This is a genomic window from Actinoplanes oblitus (genome assembly GCF_030252345.1).
Lineage (GTDB): Bacteria > Actinomycetota > Actinomycetes > Mycobacteriales > Micromonosporaceae > Actinoplanes > Actinoplanes oblitus.
In genome coordinates, this window is the sequence record NZ_CP126980.1 from 4,898,011 (window position 1) to 4,913,749 (window position 15,739).

Consider the following 15,739-nt stretch of genomic DNA (forward strand, 5'->3'; position numbering starts at 1 on the left):
CGAGGCAACGACCTCGTTCCCCTCAGAGTGACGCAAGATTGCCGAGCAGCAATGCCTCGGCCAGGCAGGTACGGGCGAAGTCGGTCAGGTGCAGGCTCTCGTTCGGCCCGTGTGCCGCGCAGTACGGGTCCTCGATGCCCGGCACCAGCATCACCGCCTCCGGGAACCGGCGCTGAAAGGCGGCGACGCACGGGATCGAGCCGCCGATCCCGATGTCGGCCGGGGCGGTCCCGTCCCAGGCGGCGGTCCAGGCGGCGCGCGCGGCGTCGTACGCCGGCCCGCTCGTCGCCACGACGCTCGGGGCGGTCCCGCTCTCCAGGGTCACCGTGAGGGCGGCGCCGCCCGGCAGGTGGCCGTGCAGGTGGGTGCGGACCGCGTCGTACGCCAGGAGCGGATTGTCCCCCGGAGCGAGCCGCAAGCTGACCTTGGCCGTCGCCCGGCGCGGCCGGTCCCGGTCGATGCCGAGCACCGTGAGCGACGGCTTGGCCCAGAGCCGGTCGGCGATCCGGCCCCGGCCGACCAGCCGGACGCCGTCGAGCACGCCGGCCTCGCGCCGTAGCCGCTCCTCCGGGTAGTCGACGGTGGCGGTCTCCCGGGCCACCAGGCCGGCCACCGCGACCTCGCCGGCCTCGTCGTGCAGCGTGGCCAGCAGGCGGACCAGCACGGTGAGCGGGTCCGCGGACCGCACCTCGACGAGGCAACTGAGCTGCCCGCGCAGCGACGTGGTGAAAGCCGGCCAGCCGGTGTCCCAGTTGTCGGAGTCGGCCACCACTATCACGTCGGAGCGCAGCGTCTCGGCGTGCTCGTCGAGGATCCGCTCCAGCGAACCGGAGCCGTACTCCTCCTCGCCCTCGATGAACACCGTGACGCCGACCGGCAGGTCGTCGCCCCAGGCCCGCAGCGCCGCCACGTGCAGCAGCACGCCGGCCTTGTCGTCGGCGGCGCCCCGGCCGTAGAGGCGGCCGTCGCGCTCGACCGGCTGGAACGGATCGCTGTCCCACAGCGTCAGGTCACCCGCCGGCTGCACGTCGTGGTGGGCGTAGAGCAGCACCGTCGGTGCGCCGGGCGGTGCCGGCCGGTGCCCGATCACCGCGGGCCGGCCGCCGGCCCGGACGATGCGCACGCGCAGGCCGCAGCCGGCCAGCAGGTCGGCGACGGCCGTGGCGGACCGGTCGACCTCCGCGTGGTCGAAGCCGTCGAAGGCGATCCCCGGGATGCTGACCAGCCGTTCCAGGTCGGCGCGCACCCCGGGCATCGTCCTGTCGACAGCGGCGCGCAGGTCGACGCCGATGCGCATCGTCGGCATCGTGCTCAGTCCGGCATCTCGTCCGGCGCGAGGCCGACCGAGCTGCGGATCTCCGAGATGTTGCGGTAGGTGGCCGGCGGCATCGCCCGCAGCGCCCGCACCGCGGCCGAGTCCGTGGACCCGCCGTTCCGCTCCGCGTGAGCGACGATCGCGTCCTTGTCCGCCGGAAAATCAAGATCCTCGAGCATTTCCTGTACGTCGGTGAACGCTAGCTCAGTCATGCCCGGCAGGTACCCGTCCCGAGCCTGGTTAACCGCGCGTTGGCACCGAGTCGCGGCACCGGCCGGGCGAGCCTGCGCCGGTTGTTCCGCGGTGCGCGCTCTCCCGCGAACGAGTGGTGTTCCGCGCGCGCTTCGGCTGCGAGAATGGGTCGGTTGAGGAGGTGGCGGATGGAGTGGGTGAACACCACCGCGGACGCCGAGGGTAACCTGGTCGTGGCGCTGCGCGGCGACATCGACTTCACCAATTCCGCTGACGTCATCCGGACCATCCGGGCGGGCGCCGCGGACGCCGCCGGTCCGGACATCGAGGTCGACCTGGCCGCGGTGACCTTCCTGGACTCCTCCGGGATCGCGGTGCTGGTGCGCCTGCTGCACCTGGCCGAGCAGCGCGCCGGGCAGCTGCGGCTGCTGCACCCGCCGGAGAAGGTGCGTGACCAGCTGTACCTGGCCGGCCTGGCCGAGCTGCTCGGCGCGCCCGACGCGCCGCCGAGCTGGCTGGGCTGATGAGCGGCGCACCCCGGGAGTACCTGCAACGGCTCGCCGAGATCGACGATGCCGTCGCGCGCGCCCGGCCGGACCCGATGGTCCTGGTGGAACGCGCCGCCGGGCTGCTCGCCGGCCGGGTCGGCTGCCGGGTCGACGAGGCGCAGGCCCAGCTGCGGCAGATCGCCGCCGAGCGGGGCCGCGCCCCGGCCGAGGTCGCCCAGGACCTGCTGGCCGCGCTGGAGAGCCGGCCACCCACCACCCGGCAGACGGTCCGCACCGCTGTCGAGAAGGCCCTGCGGCGTCCGTCGCCCGCCGCCCGCGCCGCGCCGCGGAAACCGGCGGCCCACCCGACCGGCCAGCAGTGGGCGGGCTCGTTGCGGCAGGTGCTGGCCGCCCTGCCCGGCAATCACACGGTGCTGCTGCCGGTCCGCCGGCCGGACGGCACGATCACCGACTACGACATCGTCGCGGTCAGCCCCGCGGCGGTCGACCTGTCCGGCCGCCACGGCGACACGATCGTCGGCGGCCGGGTCTCCGAGATCTATCCCGGCGTCGCCGGCGGCCCGATCTGGCAGGCCTGGGCGGACACCCTGGCCGACGGCGTGGCCCGCGAGGTCGGTCCGATCACCTACGAGGGCGGGGACGGGCCGGCGCCGTTCGCGATCAGCCTCGTGGTCCGGGTGCACCCGATCGGGCCGGGCCTGCTGCACAGCTGGCTCCGCCCGGACGAGCAGCAGCGGATGGGCGAGCGGATCGCGCAGACCGAGCGGCTGGGCAACCTCGGCTGGGGCGAGTGGGACCTGCTCTCCGGCCGTACCGTCTGGTCCGACGAGATGTACCGGATCTACGAGCGGGAACCGGAGGAGGGCCCGCTCACCGACGAGGAGGCCGAGGCGCTGCGGCTGCCCGAGGACGAGGCGATCCACCAGGAGGCGGCCGCCACGTTCGGGCGGGGCGAGACCGTCGACATCACGTACCGGGCCCGGATCGGCGGCCGGATCAAGCACCTGCGCTCGGTGGTGGACGCGGTCCGCGACGTCGAGGGCCGGCCGGTCCGGATCTACGGCATCACCCAGGACGTGACCGCCCGGGAGACCAGCCGGGCCAAGCTGGCCGAGGTCGAGCAGCAGCTGCACCGCCAGCGGGAGACGCTGGAGGCCGAGCACCAGCTGGCCGGGCAGCTGCAGCAGGTGATCCTGCCGCTGCCGCCCGGCGTGGTGGACCTGCCCGGCCTGCGGATGGCGGTCCGCTACCTGCCGGCCGAGCAGGCCAGCCAGGTCGGCGGCGACTGGTTCCACGCCGCCGCCACCCGCGACGGCAAGGTCCTGCTGGCCATCGGTGACGTCGCCGGGCACGGGATCCGCGCGGCCACCACGATGGCCCGGCTGCGGCACGCCGTGGACGCGCTGAGCGTCACCAGCACCACCGATCCCGCCGAGCTGCTGCGCCACCTGAACCGGCTGCTCTACACCGACTGGCCGGACGCCGACACGGCCACCGCGCTGATCGCCCGCTTCGATCCGGCCGAGGCGACACTGACCTGGTCGCAGGCCGGCCATCCGCCGCCGCTGCTGGCCCGCGACGGCGCGGCCCGGCCGCTCGACCGCCCGACCGGCATGCTGCTCGGCGCCCGCACGGATCCGGTCTACGAGACGACGAGCGTACGGCTGGCCCCCGGTGACCTGCTGCTGCTCTACACCGACGGGTTGATCGAGGACCGTGGCAAGAGCATCACGCAGGGTTTCGCGCCGGTGCTGTGCGCGCTGGGTGGCAGCGCGCCGGACGAGCCGCTCACCGACATCCTGGCCCGGCTGCGACGTGCCAACCCGCAGGACGACACCTGCATCCTGGCGCTGCGCCGGACCGCGGACGGATCGTGATGCCCGAGATCACCCGCGACTTCACCCGGGCCGACCTGCCGGCGCTGCGCACCGAGGTCGAGCGCTTCGGCACCGCGCAGGGCCTCGACGGCCTCGCCCTCTACCGCTTCGTGGCCGCCGTCCACGAACTCGCCACCAACGCCATCCGGCACGGCGGGGGAGCGGGCCACCTCTATCTGGGCCATTCCGGCACGGCGCTGCGCTGCCGGGTCACCGACCGCGGCCCGGGTTTCCCCGATCCCGGCCACGAGCTCACCCCGCCGGACTCGCGGGCGCTCAACGGCCGCGGGTTGTGGTATGTCCGGAATGTCGCAGCCACCCTCGACATCAGCAGCGACCCCACCGGCACCAGCGTCACCGTCACGATGCCCGGCTGAGAACCACTGTTCGGTACGCCTTCCGCGCCCGCCCGTGTGGCATGCCGGCCTCCCGGTCCGCGCCGCCGCGGCCCGGCGCCTCCCTCGGTCAGGCTGACCGGTTGAGCGCCGGTTCGATCACGGCGAACGCGCGGTCGGTGAGCTCGTGCGGGTCGGCGGCGCCGTCGCTGGCGCTCCAGTGGTGCATCGCGGCCTCGAACGCGGCGAGGGCCATCCCGGCCGCCATCTCGGGGAACAGGTCGACGGCGGGGTCGCGGCCCAGGCGGGCGGCCAGCTCGGTGGTCAGGGCGGCCCGCCACTGCGCCTCCCGCTCCAGCATGCGGGCGTGCAGGACGGGCGTACGCAAAATCAGTTGAACGACCCGTAACGATTTCAGCGGCTGGTCGACGCAGTGGTCGATGGCCATGCCGACGGCGTGGCGCAACGCGGTGGCCGGCGGCTCACCGGCCGGCCGCGACCGCAACTCGTCGCACATGTCGGCGCCGAGCGAGGCCAGCAGCTGGATGGCGACGTCCTCCTTGGAGGCGAAGTAGCGGAAGAACGTGCGCCGGGAGATGCCGGCCGCCTCGACGATCTCGTCGACCGTCGTGGTGTCGAAGCCCTTGACCGCGCAGAGCTGCAGTGCCACCTCGGTGATCTCGGCGGCCACCAGCTGCCGTTTGCGTTCCGCCATGCTCGTCACCGCGCCACGATACTACGCGCCTCGATTGACACCGAGTGCCACTAAAGGCATGCTGTGGCGCATGACGGTATCGCTGATCACCGGCACCACCAGCGGGCTCGGCCTGGCCACCGCCCGCGCCCTCCTCGACCGCGGCCACCAGGTCATCGCCGCGGTCCGTGACCCGGACCGCGCCGCCCGCCTGCTACCCGGCGCCGAGGCCCGCCACCTCGACCTGGCCGACCTGGACTCGGTGCACGACTTCGCCACCGAGCTGCGCGCCGGCCACCGCCACCTGGACCTGCTGATCAACAACGCCGGCGTGATGGGCATGCCGCGCACGCTCACCGCGCAGGGCCACGAGCTGCAGTTCGGCGTCAACCACCTGGGCCACTTCGCGCTCACCGGCCTGCTGCTCGACCTGCTCGCGGCCGGCCGGGCGCCGCGCGTCGTCACCGTCTCGTCGACTCTGCACCGGAAGGGCAAGCTCCGCTTCGACGACCTCACCGGCGCCCGCGAGTACCAGCCGATGGCCGCCTACAACCAGTCCAAGCTCGCCAACGCCGCCTTCGGCCTGGAACTGCACCGCCGCCTGACCGCGGCCGGCAGCCCGATCCGCAGCGTGCTCGCCCACCCGGGCTTCAGCCGGACGAACCTGCAGCAGGCCGGCACGGTCGGCGGCAACCGGCTGCTGTTGCGGATCACCGCCCCGCTGATCGCGCAGCCCGCGGAGCGCGGCGCCCTGCCGATCCTGCACGCCGCCGCCGGTGAGCCGGTGCGCGGCGGCGAGTTCTACGGCCCGTCCGGGGCCGGCGAGCTGCGTGGCGCGCCGAAGCTCGTCGAGCCGTCCGCCGAGGCCCGCGACCCGGAGCTGGGCGCCCGCCTGTGGACGGTGTCCGAGCAGCTGACCGGGGTCCGATACGCGATGGAGAGCGTCTAGCGGCCGGCCTCGTCCAGGCGTGCGGCCAGGCCGCCCCGGCGGCGACCCGGTCCGTCGCGTCGACGGGTCCCGGACGAGTCCGAGCCGCGTCAGGGCGTCGCTTCGCCGGTCTCCACGAAGCTCCGCAACCCGTCGCGGAGCGCGGTCAGCTGCGCCGGGTCCATCTCACCGAAGAGCCGCCCGGCCACCTCCCGGGCCACCGCCTGCGCCGCGGCCAGGCATTCCTGCCCGCCCGGCGTCAGCGCGATCATCCGGGCTCGCCGGTCACCCGGCACCGGCTGCCGTTCGATCAGTCCGCGCCGCTCCAGATCGTCGACCGTGCGCAGCATCGTCGACTTGTCCGCGCCCAGCTCGGCGGTCAATTGCGCCTGCGTGGAGGGCCCGCGCCGGCCGACCGACGACAGCACGCCGAACAGCCGTCCGTCGATGGCCAGCGGCGACACGACCGTCGGGTCCCGCGACTACACCTATCCGATGCGGCAGCCGGCGGCCACCCTCTGGTACCACGACCACCGCATGGACTTCACCGGTCCGGCGGTCTGGCGGGGTCTCGCCGGCTTCCACCTGATCCGCGACGCCACCGAGCGCGGCCTGCCGGACGGTGCCCGCGACCTGCCGCTGATGATCGCCGACCGGTCCTTCGACGCCGACGGTTCGTTCCGCTACCCGAGCGTCGACCCGTCCCTGCGCGGCGCCCCCGGCGTCACCGGCGACCACCACGCCGGGGTGCTCGGGGATGTCCTGCTGGTCAACGGTGTGCCGTGGCCGGTCGCCCGGGTGCCCCGGGCCCGGCACCGGCTGCGCCTGCTCAACGCCTCGAACGCCCGCCGCTATCGGCTCCGGCTCGACCCGCCGCGCCCGCTCGTGCAGATCGGCACCGACGGTGGCCTGCTCACCGCCCCGGTCGAGCACGACGCGATCGAGCTGGCCCCGGGCCAGCGCTACGACGTGATCGTCGACTTCGCCGGCTACCGGGAGGGGCAGCGGGTCACCCTGCGCAACGACTTCGGCTCCGGCGCGACGGACCGCGTCATGCGGTTCGACGTGGGCGCCACGGTCCAGGACACCAGCCGGATCCCGGACCGGCTCGCCGCCGCGACCACGCTGGCCGGGCCGGTTGCCGCCGCCCGGTCGCTGCACTTCCAGCGGGGCGGCGACAGCTGGACCGTCAACGGCCGCCCGTTCGACCCGGACGTGCCGATCGCCTCACCCCGCCTGGGCGCGGTCGAGGTGTGGCGGCTGACGTCGGACTTTCACCACCCGGTCCACGTGCACCTCGGCCGGTTCGAGGTGATCTCGCGGGGGCTCGGCGGGCCCGGCCCGTTCGACGCCGGGCCGAAGGACACCATCGACCTGCGCCCGGCCGAGGAGGTCAGCGTCCGGGTCCGCTTCGACGACCACCCGGGCCGCTACGTCCTGCACTGCCACAACCTGGAACACGAGGACATGGCGATGATGGCCACCATCCGGGTCACCGCCTGACGAGGGTCAGTCCAGCGGCTCGCGGGCGAGCGCCGCCGGCTCCCGGCCGGCCAGCTCACCGGCCCCCGCCTCGGTGATCCGGAAGCCCTTCCGCGGCCCCGCCTCGCCGTCCTCATCGGACTCGACGAGCCCGTCCCGCTCCAGCCGCTGCAGCGTCTGATAGACCTGCCCGACGTTGAGCGGCCAGACCTCCCCGGTCCGCGCCTCGAACTCCTCCCGCAGCTGAAGCCCATACTTCGGCCCCTCGCTGAGCGGTCCCGCGAGCCGCGCCTGCGGCAAGGCACTTTTCGGTACGCCCAGGGCACCGTCCCGCCGGCCGCGTGGTGCCTGCCGCCAGGAGAAGCACCGGCCCGCACCGACCCTCCGGGGAGGGCCGGAGCGCACCGTCGAACCTCGGACGTCGTAGCGGAGGCCTGACCGACGCCAGCTGCCACCGTCCCGCCCAGCCAGCTTCTCGCGGCTGGTGCTGGTGGTGGTGTCGCGGGCCCGGACACCACCGTGGCGGCCAGCCGGGTTCTTGCGGCTGGTGCTGGTGGTGGTGTCGTGGGCTTGGATGCCACCGTGGCGGCCAGCCGGGTTCTCGGGGCTGGTGTTGGTGGTGGTGTCGTGGGCTTGGATGCCACCGTGGCGGCCAGCCGGGTTCTCGGGGCTGGTGTTGGTGGTGGTGTCGTGGGCTTGGATGCCACCGTGGCGGCCAGCCGGGTTCTCGGGGCTGGTGCTGGTGGTGGTGTCGCGGGCTCGGACACCACCGTCGTGACCAGCCCGGGGGTCGGCGAGGCTTGGGTGGCGGGGTGGAGATCCGGGCGGCGTGCGCCGGACCGGCTCAGGCGTCCAGGTTCAGCTCGGGGTGGCGGCCGGCGATCGACCGCATCCGCCACTTGTTCGGGAACAGTGCCAGCAGCGTGTCGTCGCGGACCCGGGTCATCACCTCGACACCGGCCTCGCCGCGCAGGATCTCCCGGCCGGCGGCGTCGGTGCGGGCCGTCGTCTCGTACGGCAGGTGATCGACGTGCACCTTCACGCCGAACTCGGACTCCAGGCGGAACGTCGCGACCTCGAACTGCATCGGCCCGACCGCGGCCAGCACCGGCGACTGGTCACCGCGCTGGTCGGAGCGCAGCACCTGCACGACACCCTCGGCGTCGAGCTGCTCGATGCCGCGCCGGAACCGTTTGAACGCCGACGTGTCGGTGGTCCGGACCACGGCGAAGTGCTCCGGCGGGAACGACGGCAGCTGCGGGTACCGCACCGCCTTGCCGACGTACAGCGTGTCGCCGATGGCCAGCGCGGTCGCGTTGACCAGGCCGACCACGTCGCCCGGGAAGGCCTCGTCGATGGTGTCGCGGTCCTGCCCGAACATTTGCTGGGCGTACTTGGTGGTGAACGGCCGGCCGCTGCCGCCGTGGGTGACGATCATGCCGCGCTCGAACCGGCCGGAGTTGATCCGGACGAAGGCGACCTGGTCGCGGTGTGCCCGGTTCATGTTCGCCTGGATCTTGAAGACGAAGCCGGAGAAGTTCGCGTCGACCGGCTGCTCGGCGCCGGTGTCGGTGGGCCGGGCGGCCGGCGGCGGGGCCATCTCCAGCAGGACATCCAGGAGCTGGCGTACGCCCAGGTTCGCCACCGCCGCGCCGAACAGCACCGGCGTGGTCGTCGCGGCGAGGAACCCCGCCTGGTCGTGGTCGGCGCCGGTCAGGGCCAGCAGGTCCAGCTCCTCCACGGAGGTGTCCCAGTCCGTACCGAAAAGGGTCTTGGCCTCGTCGGCGGACATCTCCTCCTCGATGGCCAGGTCGGCGCCGCCGGGGGAGCGCTGCATCCGGATGAACGTGCCGGTCCGCCGGTCGATCACGCCGTGGAACTGCCCGGCCGGGCCGACCGGCCAGGTCAGCGGCGTCGGGCGCAACCCGATGCGCTGCTCGATCTCGTCCATCAGGGCGAGTGGGTCCAGGCCCGGCCGGTCCCACTTGTTGATGAACGTGATCACCGGGATGCTGCGCTGGCGGCACACCTCGAACAGCTTCAGGGTCTGCGGCTCCAGGCCCTTCGCCGCGTCCAGCAGCATGACCGCGCTGTCCACAGCGGTCAGCACCCGGTACGTGTCCTCGGAGAAGTCGGCGTGGCCGGGGGTGTCCAGCAGGTTGATCACCGCGTCGCGGTAGGAGAACTGCAGCGCCGCCGAGGTGACCGAGATGCCGCGCTGCTGCTCCATGGCCATCCAGTCGGACACCACGCCCTTGCGGTCACCCTTGCCGTGCACCGCGCCGGCCTGCCCGATCACCCGGGCGTGCAGCGCCAGCGCCTCGGTCATCGTCGACTTGCCGGCGTCCGGGTGCGAGATCACCGCGAACGTCCGCCGCCTGCCCGCCTGCGCTGCCACACCCGTCGCCGACGCCAGCACACTCTGACTCACGTTCCGCCCTCATCGCCCCGCGGATCCGCTACCTGCGGATCTTCCGGAGCAACTGTAACGTCAGGCCGGAGCGATCATCAGCGGCCGTACTTGTCGAAGGACACCGTCCAGTCCCCGAGACCGTTCCAGATCTCCAGGGTGCGCGGGCTGTGCTTCACGTCCACCACGTCGCCGAGGATGAAGTTGTCGTACACCCACTTGGCGTCGTGTGTGCTCAGGTTCACGCAGCCGTGCGACCGGTTCGCCTCGCCGAGCTGCGGGTTCCACGGGGCGGCGTGCAGGAACTCGCCCGAGTAACTGATCCGGGTGCAGAACTCGATGTCGGGGGAGTCGTAGTAGTTAGGGTCCTTCGGGTCGGTGATGCCGAAGCTTGCCGAGCTCATGCTGTGCTTGCGCTCCTTGGAGAGCACGACGTGCGGGCCGCCTGCCGTCCAGAAGCTGACCTTCTGCCCCTTCGACCCGGTGGCGCCGCCGCCCCTGCCGAAGCTGCTCTTCATGGTCCGCACCAGCTTGCCGTCGATGTACACCTTCGTCATGTGGGTGCGGGTGTCGGCCAGCGCGATCAGCTGACGGCCGATGGTGAAGTGGGTGGCGGCGTTCTTGCCGTACACGTTCTTGCCCAGCTTCACGCCGAGGCCGTTGACCTTCACCTTGATCGTGGTGCCTTTCGCCCAGTACTTCGCGGGGCGCCAGTGCACGGTGCGGTCGTCGGCCCAGTAGAACTTGCCCTCGACGGACGGCGACGTGGTGATCTCGATCGCTCGCTCGGCCGCCTTCTTGTTGACCGAACGGCTGAAGGCGACGATCACCGGCTGACCGGCACCGTACGTGTGGCCGGTCTTGATGGCGTTCATGGCGTTCGCCTGGAACGTCACCCGCGCCAGGCCGTCCGGCTTGATGGTGGTGAACGTCGAGGTGTGCGCGGCGGTGGTGCCGGTGCTGTCGCTGGTCGTCGCGACCACCTTGTAGGTCTTGCTGTAGTCCAGGTCCTCGGTCGATTTCCACGACCCGTCGGACTGCATCGAGCCCTCGACCTTCGACTTGCCGCTGGTGACGGTGACCGATTTCAGCGTGCCGTTGGACGCGGCGACGGTGATCGGTTTCACCGGGGAGACCTCTTTGGTGCCGTGCGCGGGCGTCACGGTCAGGGTGACCGGCGCGGCGGGCGGCTGGGTGGCGGACTCGGCCACCGGCTCGACCCAGTTGGTCGTCGTGGTGGCGTCGCCGGAGCTCGCCTTGCTGTGGGAGGAGCACCCGGCGGCGGTGGCGGCTGCGGCCGCACCCAGTGTGCCGATGATGACCTTACGTCGGTGAATCATGACTCTCGCAATCGAGGGGGTCCCGGCCGGCGCCGTCGGCCGCCGCACACCATAAGACGTGGCTGAGGCCCGAGAAGTTGCCTGTCGAGTCGATCAATTTTTAAATGTCCCGCTGTTGAGGCAGTCATCTTGACAGATCTTGTTTCGAGCCGGTAGGCCGTAACGAGCCCGGGCCGTACCGAAACGCCCCGCGCGGAGGAGATCGCCGTCACACCGGCCGTCGGCGACCAGCTTCGCACTGAACCCCCGCTCGCGAGCTGTGCGATCGGTGCCAGCGCCGGGGATACGCTTCTGCTCCTGGGCGGCACCGGCAACTTGATCGGACGCCGCCCCGGTTCCCGCGACGCCCCGGCTCGGCTCTCCGGCGGCTGGTCGGTTCTGCCGCGCGACTCGCTCGAACGCTAGCTGCCAGGGATGGCCGTCGACGCGATCACCTCCGGAGCCCGGAGCGTGCGGCTCGAATCTTCCGGGTCCGGAAAGGACTGTTGTGCCTTCGCGGCGGAGGCTGACCGCGTACCGGAAATCCGAGGCGGCCGGGTGAAGGGCGGACCGGTGGCGTTGTCGCGGTCCTACGGGTTGTCCCAGGTGATGACCGCGAGCGGGAGGGCGGCGCGGGGCTCGACCCGGACGCCGCCGGGCAGGACGCGGGGGAGGTGCTCGCCGAGGGCGGCGCGGTCGCGCCGGCGCGGACCGGGACGGTGAAGGCCGGGTGTCTTCCTCGGCGCAGACGTAGTCGACGCAGGGGCCGGTCACGTGGTGGCGGCCGGACCGGTCACCGCGGTGTTGCGGGTTGTCGCCTGCACTACGGCGCCCAGCACCTGGCCGGCCCGGAGACGGGCGCCAGCCCCACCTAGTGCAACCAATGGTTGCGTTACGCCGCCGCGGTGGCTACCGTGTTGTGCAACCAAAGGTTGCGCGAAGCGAGGAGGATCACGATGGCGGACATCCTGCACCGGATCGGCGTCAAGGACATCGCCCCGGAGACGGTCTACGAGGCGCTCACCACCGTCGACGGCCTGGCCGGCTGGTGGACCGAGGAGACCACGGGCAGCGGCACGGCCGGTGGGCGGCTGGCGTTCCGGTTCCCGCCGGTCGGCGGGTTCGACATGGAGGTGCTCGAGACCCGCCCGGCCGAGCACGTCAGCTGGCGGGTCGTCGACGGCCCGGAGGAGTGGATCGGCACCACCATCGACTGGCGGCTGCGCCGTGACGGCGACTACACCATCGTGCTGTTCGAGCACCGGGGCTGGAAGGAGCCGGTCGAGTTCATGAGCCACTGCAGCACCAAGTGGGCGTCCTACCTGCTCAGCCTCAAGGCTTTCGCGGAGACCGGCACCGGCGCCCCGGCACCCGGCGACGTACCGATCAGCGACTGGCACTGACCCGCCACGGAGCGCGCCGGCCGGCGGGCGCCGGCGGTTCTGTCGGCGGGATGATTGCCGGACCGGCCGGCCGGGTGGCACCGTCGTCGGGGGAGACATTCGCTGATGGCCAAGCGCGCGCGACGGAACCGGCCCCGGCGGCGCACCGAGGTGCCGCCGGGCACCGTCGCGTCGAAGCGCTCCTGGCTGACCGCGAAGGGCCTGGCGCTGCTCGGGATCGTGGTGACCGCGGTGGTCGGCTCGGGGGTCGCGCTGGCCGTCCAGCGCCTCGACGCCGCGGACCGGCGCCGTACCCAGGCACGCGTCCCGCTCCTGGTGGTCACCGCGGACTACGCCTTCGCCGACGACGCCGGCGAGGTCTGGGCGCTGCCGCGGGCGGTGAGCGCGGCCGGGGCGGGGCGGCTCGTTCAGCAGTTCGACGACCCGGCCGCGTGGCGGGCGAACATCGTGGCGGTGGCGCGCGCCGAGGGCGGCACGAAGCTCGGCCAGCAGATCGACGGCGCGGCGACCAGCATCACCCCGATCCGGATCGCGCTGACCACCACGGTCGAGGACACCGTGCTGGTGGAGGACATCACCGCGCGGACGCTGGCGTGCGCCGACCCGCCGCGGGCCTCGATCATCTTTGCCGGGAGCCAGGGCGTGGTGGCGACGGCGCGGATGAGCGTCGAGATCGACACCGGGAATCACCAGGCCGTGACCGAGGAGTCGGGCGCGCCTCGCCGGCCGTACTTCGACGAGCGGTTCCTCACCGTCGGGCGAGCCGATCCCCAGGTGGTGACCGTGGACGCGGTCACCCGGCGGCAGGCGTGCACGTGGGAGCTGGTGATCACGGCGTCGGCCGGTCAGCGCCGCCAGAGCGTGCCGGTACGCCTCGCCGGCGGCCGGCCGATGCGGTCCTCGGCCTGGGTGCGCGACTACGGCGAGCGCTTCCTCTGGACCGACGGGCTCCAGCTCAGCCGGCTCCCGGCCGGAACGGTCCGGCCGGACATCCCGTCGTGATCCGCCCGGCCGGACGGTGGCGGCCGTGGCTGCTGGGCGAGGTGATCACCCTGGCCGTGGCGACGGTGCTCGCCGTACCGGCCGCCGTCGTGGGCCGGGAGCATCGGATCACCGCCGCCGCGCGCCGGGACGTCGCGGTGTCCGCCCTGCTGCTGGAGGCCGAGCAGCGCCGTGCCGGCAATCCGGCGCTGGCGCTGCGGCTGGGCATCGCCGCCGTCCGGCTGTCCGCCACCCCGGCCACCCGGGCCGGCCTGCTCGCCACCCTGGCCGGCACCCGGTACGCCGGCCTGCTCCCGGTCCGGCACGACGGGGTCGAGGCGGTGGCCTTCGGCGACGACCCCGTGGTGGTCGCCACCGGCACCCGCGACGGCACCACGGTGCTGTGGGACATCGCCGAGCCGGGCCGTCCGCGCGAACTCGCCAGCCTGCGCGGTCATCGGTCCGCCGTCGCCGGCCTCGCCTACCGCCCGGACGGTGACCTGCTCGCGACCTCCGCGGGGGACGGCGCCACGCTGCTGTGGGACGTCCGGGACCCGCGACACCCGGTGCGGATGGCGACCTGGCACGTCCCGGCCGGGAGCGACGCCTGGGACACCGTCCACCGCCTGGTCTTCAGCCCGGACGGCAGGCAGCTGGCGAGCGTGACCCTCGACGGCGCGGTCACGGTCCGCGACGTCGCCGACCCGCGCCGCCCGGCCGTCGCGTTCCGGCTGCCGGAGGTCGCCGACACCCTGGCGTACAGTCCGGACGGTCACCGGATCGCCGCGGCCGGTGGCGACGGCGACCTGACGATCTGGACGATCGACTCGGGCCGGCCACGCCGTACGGCCGGGGTCCGGGCGCACTCCCGGACCGTCACCGCCCTGGCGTTCAGCCCGGACGGGCGTCGGCTGGCGACAGCGAGCTACGACGAGACGGCGAAGGTGTGGGACGCCGGCACCGCCGGCCGGATCCGTCCGGTCGCCACCCTCCGCGGCCACCAGGACGGGCTGTCCGCCGTCGCGTTCAGCCCGGACGGCCGGCGGATCGCCACCGGTGGCCTGGACAAGACGGTGCGGCTCTGGAACGCGGACGGCACGGCGGCCGCCCTGCCGGTGCTGGCCGGCCACCTCGCCCGGGTCGAGGCGCTGGCGTTCGGCCCGGACGGGCACACCCTGGTCAGCGGGGGCGCGGACGGCACGGCAATGCTCTGGGACACCGGACCGGGCACCGCGGAGTCGCCGGTGGCGAGCGCCCAGCAAACCGGCGGGATCTCCAGCCTCGCCGTCACCCCCGACGGGCGCGGACTGTACGCCGGCGATGTCGAGCAGGGCGCCGGAATCTGGACGCTGCGGGCCGGCCTGCCCCCGCAGCGGTCGGGAACCTTGACGGTACGCCGGAGCGAGTACCGCTTCCCCCTGGCGCTCACCCCGGACGGCACCACCCTGGTGATCGGCGACGGCGGCAAGGGCGTTGTCGTCTGGGACGTCGCGGACCGCTCCCGGCCACGCCGCCTGAGCGCGCTGGCCGCCGACGGCTGGACGCCCTGGCTGGCACTGAGCCGGGACGGCCGGTGCCTGGCCGTCGCCGACGGTGTCGCGCCGGTCCTGTGGGACCTGACCGACCCGGCACGTCCGGCGCGGCTCGGGCCGGTCCGCGGCCACTCGGGCTCGGTCGCCGGCGCCGCGTTCAGCGCGGACGGGCGGATCCTGGTCACCGCCGGCGACGACCGCCGGGTGATGCTCTGGGACGTGGCGGACCCGCGCCGGCCGCGCCGCCTGGCGGAGGTCGCCCTGCCCGGCCGGGTGGGCGGCGTCGCGATCAGCCCGGACGGCGGCACGCTGGCAACCGGGAGCGACGACGCCGCGGCCGTGTTGTGGAACATTCACGACCCCGGGCGTCCCCTGCGGATCCGGACCCTGATCAACCATCACCGGGACGTGACGGTGGTGCGGTTCAGCCCGGACGGCCGGATCCTGGCGACCGGCGGTGCGGACGGGATGGTCGCCGTCTGGGAGGTGACCGATCCGGTGCACCCGGCTCTGATCACCTCCCGGGTGAACGCGGCCGACTTCGTGTGGGCGCTCGCGTTCACCCCGGACGGCCGGACGCTGATCAGCGGGGAGAGTTCCGGCGGGCTGCGGGTCTGGGACCTGGCCGGCTGGACGGCGACAGCGGCCGACCCGGTGCGGCGGGCCTGCGCCCTGGCCGGCACCGGGCTGTCCGGACCGGAGTGGGGACAGTTCGCGCCCGGTGTCGCGTACCGCCCCACCTGCCCGCCCTGAGCCGCCTCG

General features: G+C 73.3%; 15 protein-coding genes. 8 read left to right on the plus strand and 7 right to left on the minus strand.

The window, feature by feature from the left end; all coding sequences use genetic code 11:
• Positions 1-22: 22 nt before the first annotated feature.
• Together Actob_RS21910 and Actob_RS21915 are read right to left on the minus strand one after the other, a co-directional pair.
• A complete protein-coding gene (locus Actob_RS21910; protein ID WP_284922192.1) occupies positions 23-1,297 on the minus strand; it encodes a M20/M25/M40 family metallo-hydrolase in 1,275 nt (424 codons plus the stop codon).
• A 14-nt stretch (positions 1,298-1,311) separates the two neighbouring features.
• Complete coding sequence (locus tag Actob_RS21915; RefSeq protein ID WP_284922193.1) at positions 1,312-1,527, minus strand: DUF2795 domain-containing protein; 216 nt, start codon at positions 1,525-1,527, stop codon at positions 1,312-1,314.
• A 168-nt stretch (positions 1,528-1,695) separates the two neighbouring features.
• Here Actob_RS21915 and Actob_RS21920 point away from each other — a divergent pair, with 168 nt between their 5' ends.
• Genes Actob_RS21920 through Actob_RS21930 form a run of 3 tightly spaced genes read left to right on the plus strand, consistent with a single transcriptional unit; the run spans position 1,696 to position 4,270 of the window.
• A complete protein-coding gene (locus Actob_RS21920; protein WP_284922194.1) occupies positions 1,696-2,031 on the plus strand; it encodes an STAS domain-containing protein in 336 nt (111 codons plus the stop codon).
• Positions 2,031-3,893, plus strand: a complete 1,863-nt coding sequence (locus Actob_RS21925; protein ID WP_284922195.1) for a SpoIIE family protein phosphatase — start codon at positions 2,031-2,033, stop codon at positions 3,891-3,893. The genes Actob_RS21920 and Actob_RS21925 overlap by 1 nt, the downstream gene beginning before the upstream one ends.
• On the plus strand, positions 3,893-4,270 hold the full coding sequence (locus Actob_RS21930) for an ATP-binding protein (RefSeq protein ID WP_284922196.1): 378 nt from the start codon (positions 3,893-3,895) through the stop codon (positions 4,268-4,270). The genes Actob_RS21925 and Actob_RS21930 overlap by 1 nt, the downstream gene beginning before the upstream one ends.
• Before the next feature lie 88 nt (positions 4,271-4,358).
• Here the strand turns inward: Actob_RS21930 and Actob_RS21935 are convergent, their stop codons facing one another.
• Positions 4,359-4,943, minus strand: coding sequence for an acyl-CoA-like ligand-binding transcription factor (locus Actob_RS21935; protein ID WP_284922364.1), 585 nt, complete (start codon positions 4,941-4,943; stop codon positions 4,359-4,361).
• Between the two features lie 70 nt (positions 4,944-5,013).
• Here Actob_RS21935 and Actob_RS21940 point away from each other — a divergent pair, with 70 nt between their 5' ends.
• Complete coding sequence (locus tag Actob_RS21940; protein WP_284922197.1) at positions 5,014-5,871, plus strand: oxidoreductase; 858 nt, start codon at positions 5,014-5,016, stop codon at positions 5,869-5,871.
• 89 nt (positions 5,872-5,960) lie between these two features.
• Here the strand turns inward: Actob_RS21940 and Actob_RS21945 are convergent, their stop codons facing one another.
• Positions 5,961-6,314, minus strand: a complete 354-nt coding sequence (locus Actob_RS21945; RefSeq protein WP_284913655.1) for a MarR family winged helix-turn-helix transcriptional regulator — start codon at positions 6,312-6,314, stop codon at positions 5,961-5,963.
• Here Actob_RS21945 and Actob_RS21950 point away from each other — a divergent pair.
• Positions 6,298-7,353: a multicopper oxidase family protein gene (locus Actob_RS21950; RefSeq protein ID WP_284913656.1), complete on the plus strand. Its 1,056-nt coding sequence runs from the start codon at positions 6,298-6,300 to the stop codon at positions 7,351-7,353. The genes Actob_RS21945 and Actob_RS21950 overlap by 17 nt on opposite strands.
• A gap of 6 nt (positions 7,354-7,359) precedes the next feature.
• Here Actob_RS21950 and Actob_RS21955 read toward each other — a convergent pair whose 3' ends face one another.
• The 3 genes from Actob_RS21955 to Actob_RS21965 form a co-directional block, all read right to left on the minus strand.
• Positions 7,360-7,632, minus strand: a complete 273-nt coding sequence (locus Actob_RS21955; protein ID WP_284913657.1) for a PadR family transcriptional regulator — start codon at positions 7,630-7,632, stop codon at positions 7,360-7,362.
• Positions 7,633-8,176: 544 nt separating this feature from the next.
• Positions 8,177-9,763: a peptide chain release factor 3 gene (locus Actob_RS21960; RefSeq protein ID WP_284913658.1), complete on the minus strand. Its 1,587-nt coding sequence runs from the start codon at positions 9,761-9,763 to the stop codon at positions 8,177-8,179.
• A gap of 77 nt (positions 9,764-9,840) precedes the next feature.
• Positions 9,841-11,082 carry a L,D-transpeptidase gene (locus Actob_RS21965; protein WP_284913659.1) on the minus strand — a complete coding sequence of 414 codons (1,242 nt, stop codon included), beginning with the start codon at positions 11,080-11,082 and terminating at the stop codon, positions 9,841-9,843.
• A gap of 935 nt (positions 11,083-12,017) precedes the next feature.
• Between Actob_RS21965 and Actob_RS21970 the strand changes: the two genes are divergently transcribed.
• The 3 genes from Actob_RS21970 (at position 12,018) to Actob_RS21980 (ending at position 15,730) form a co-directional block, all read left to right on the plus strand.
• On the plus strand, positions 12,018-12,464 hold the full coding sequence (locus tag Actob_RS21970) for an SRPBCC family protein (protein WP_284913660.1): 447 nt from the start codon (positions 12,018-12,020) through the stop codon (positions 12,462-12,464).
• A 105-nt stretch (positions 12,465-12,569) separates the two neighbouring features.
• The gene (locus Actob_RS21975; RefSeq protein WP_284913661.1) at positions 12,570-13,466 is read left to right on the plus strand and encodes a hypothetical protein; all 897 of its coding nucleotides are present in this window, start codon (positions 12,570-12,572) and stop codon (positions 13,464-13,466) included.
• A complete protein-coding gene (locus tag Actob_RS21980) occupies positions 13,463-15,730 on the plus strand; it encodes a WD40 repeat domain-containing protein (RefSeq protein ID WP_284913662.1) in 2,268 nt (755 codons plus the stop codon). Before Actob_RS21975 ends, Actob_RS21980 begins: the two co-directional genes overlap by 4 nt.
• Positions 15,731-15,739 lie beyond the last annotated feature (9 nt).

Coding starts and splice junctions, on each gene's coding strand:
- Actob_RS21910 (WP_284922192.1), bottom strand. CDS start 1,297: ATGCGCATCGGCGTCGACCTGCGCGCCGCTGTCGACAGGACGATGCCC.
- Actob_RS21940 (WP_284922197.1), top strand. CDS start 5,014: ATGACGGTATCGCTGATCACCGGCACCACCAGCGGGCTCGGCCTGGCC.
- Actob_RS21935 (WP_284922364.1), bottom strand. CDS start 4,943: ATGGCGGAACGCAAACGGCAGCTGGTGGCCGCCGAGATCACCGAGGTG.
- Actob_RS21930 (WP_284922196.1), top strand. CDS start 3,893: ATGCCCGAGATCACCCGCGACTTCACCCGGGCCGACCTGCCGGCGCTG.
- Actob_RS21920 (WP_284922194.1), top strand. CDS start 1,696: ATGGAGTGGGTGAACACCACCGCGGACGCCGAGGGTAACCTGGTCGTG.
- Actob_RS21915 (WP_284922193.1), bottom strand. CDS start 1,527: ATGACTGAGCTAGCGTTCACCGACGTACAGGAAATGCTCGAGGATCTT.
- Actob_RS21925 (WP_284922195.1), top strand. CDS start 2,031: ATGAGCGGCGCACCCCGGGAGTACCTGCAACGGCTCGCCGAGATCGAC.
- Actob_RS21950 (WP_284913656.1), top strand. CDS start 6,298: ATGGCCAGCGGCGACACGACCGTCGGGTCCCGCGACTACACCTATCCG.
- Actob_RS21970 (WP_284913660.1), top strand. CDS start 12,018: ATGGCGGACATCCTGCACCGGATCGGCGTCAAGGACATCGCCCCGGAG.
- Actob_RS21965 (WP_284913659.1), bottom strand. CDS start 11,082: ATGATTCACCGACGTAAGGTCATCATCGGCACACTGGGTGCGGCCGCA.
- Actob_RS21975 (WP_284913661.1), top strand. CDS start 12,570: ATGGCCAAGCGCGCGCGACGGAACCGGCCCCGGCGGCGCACCGAGGTG.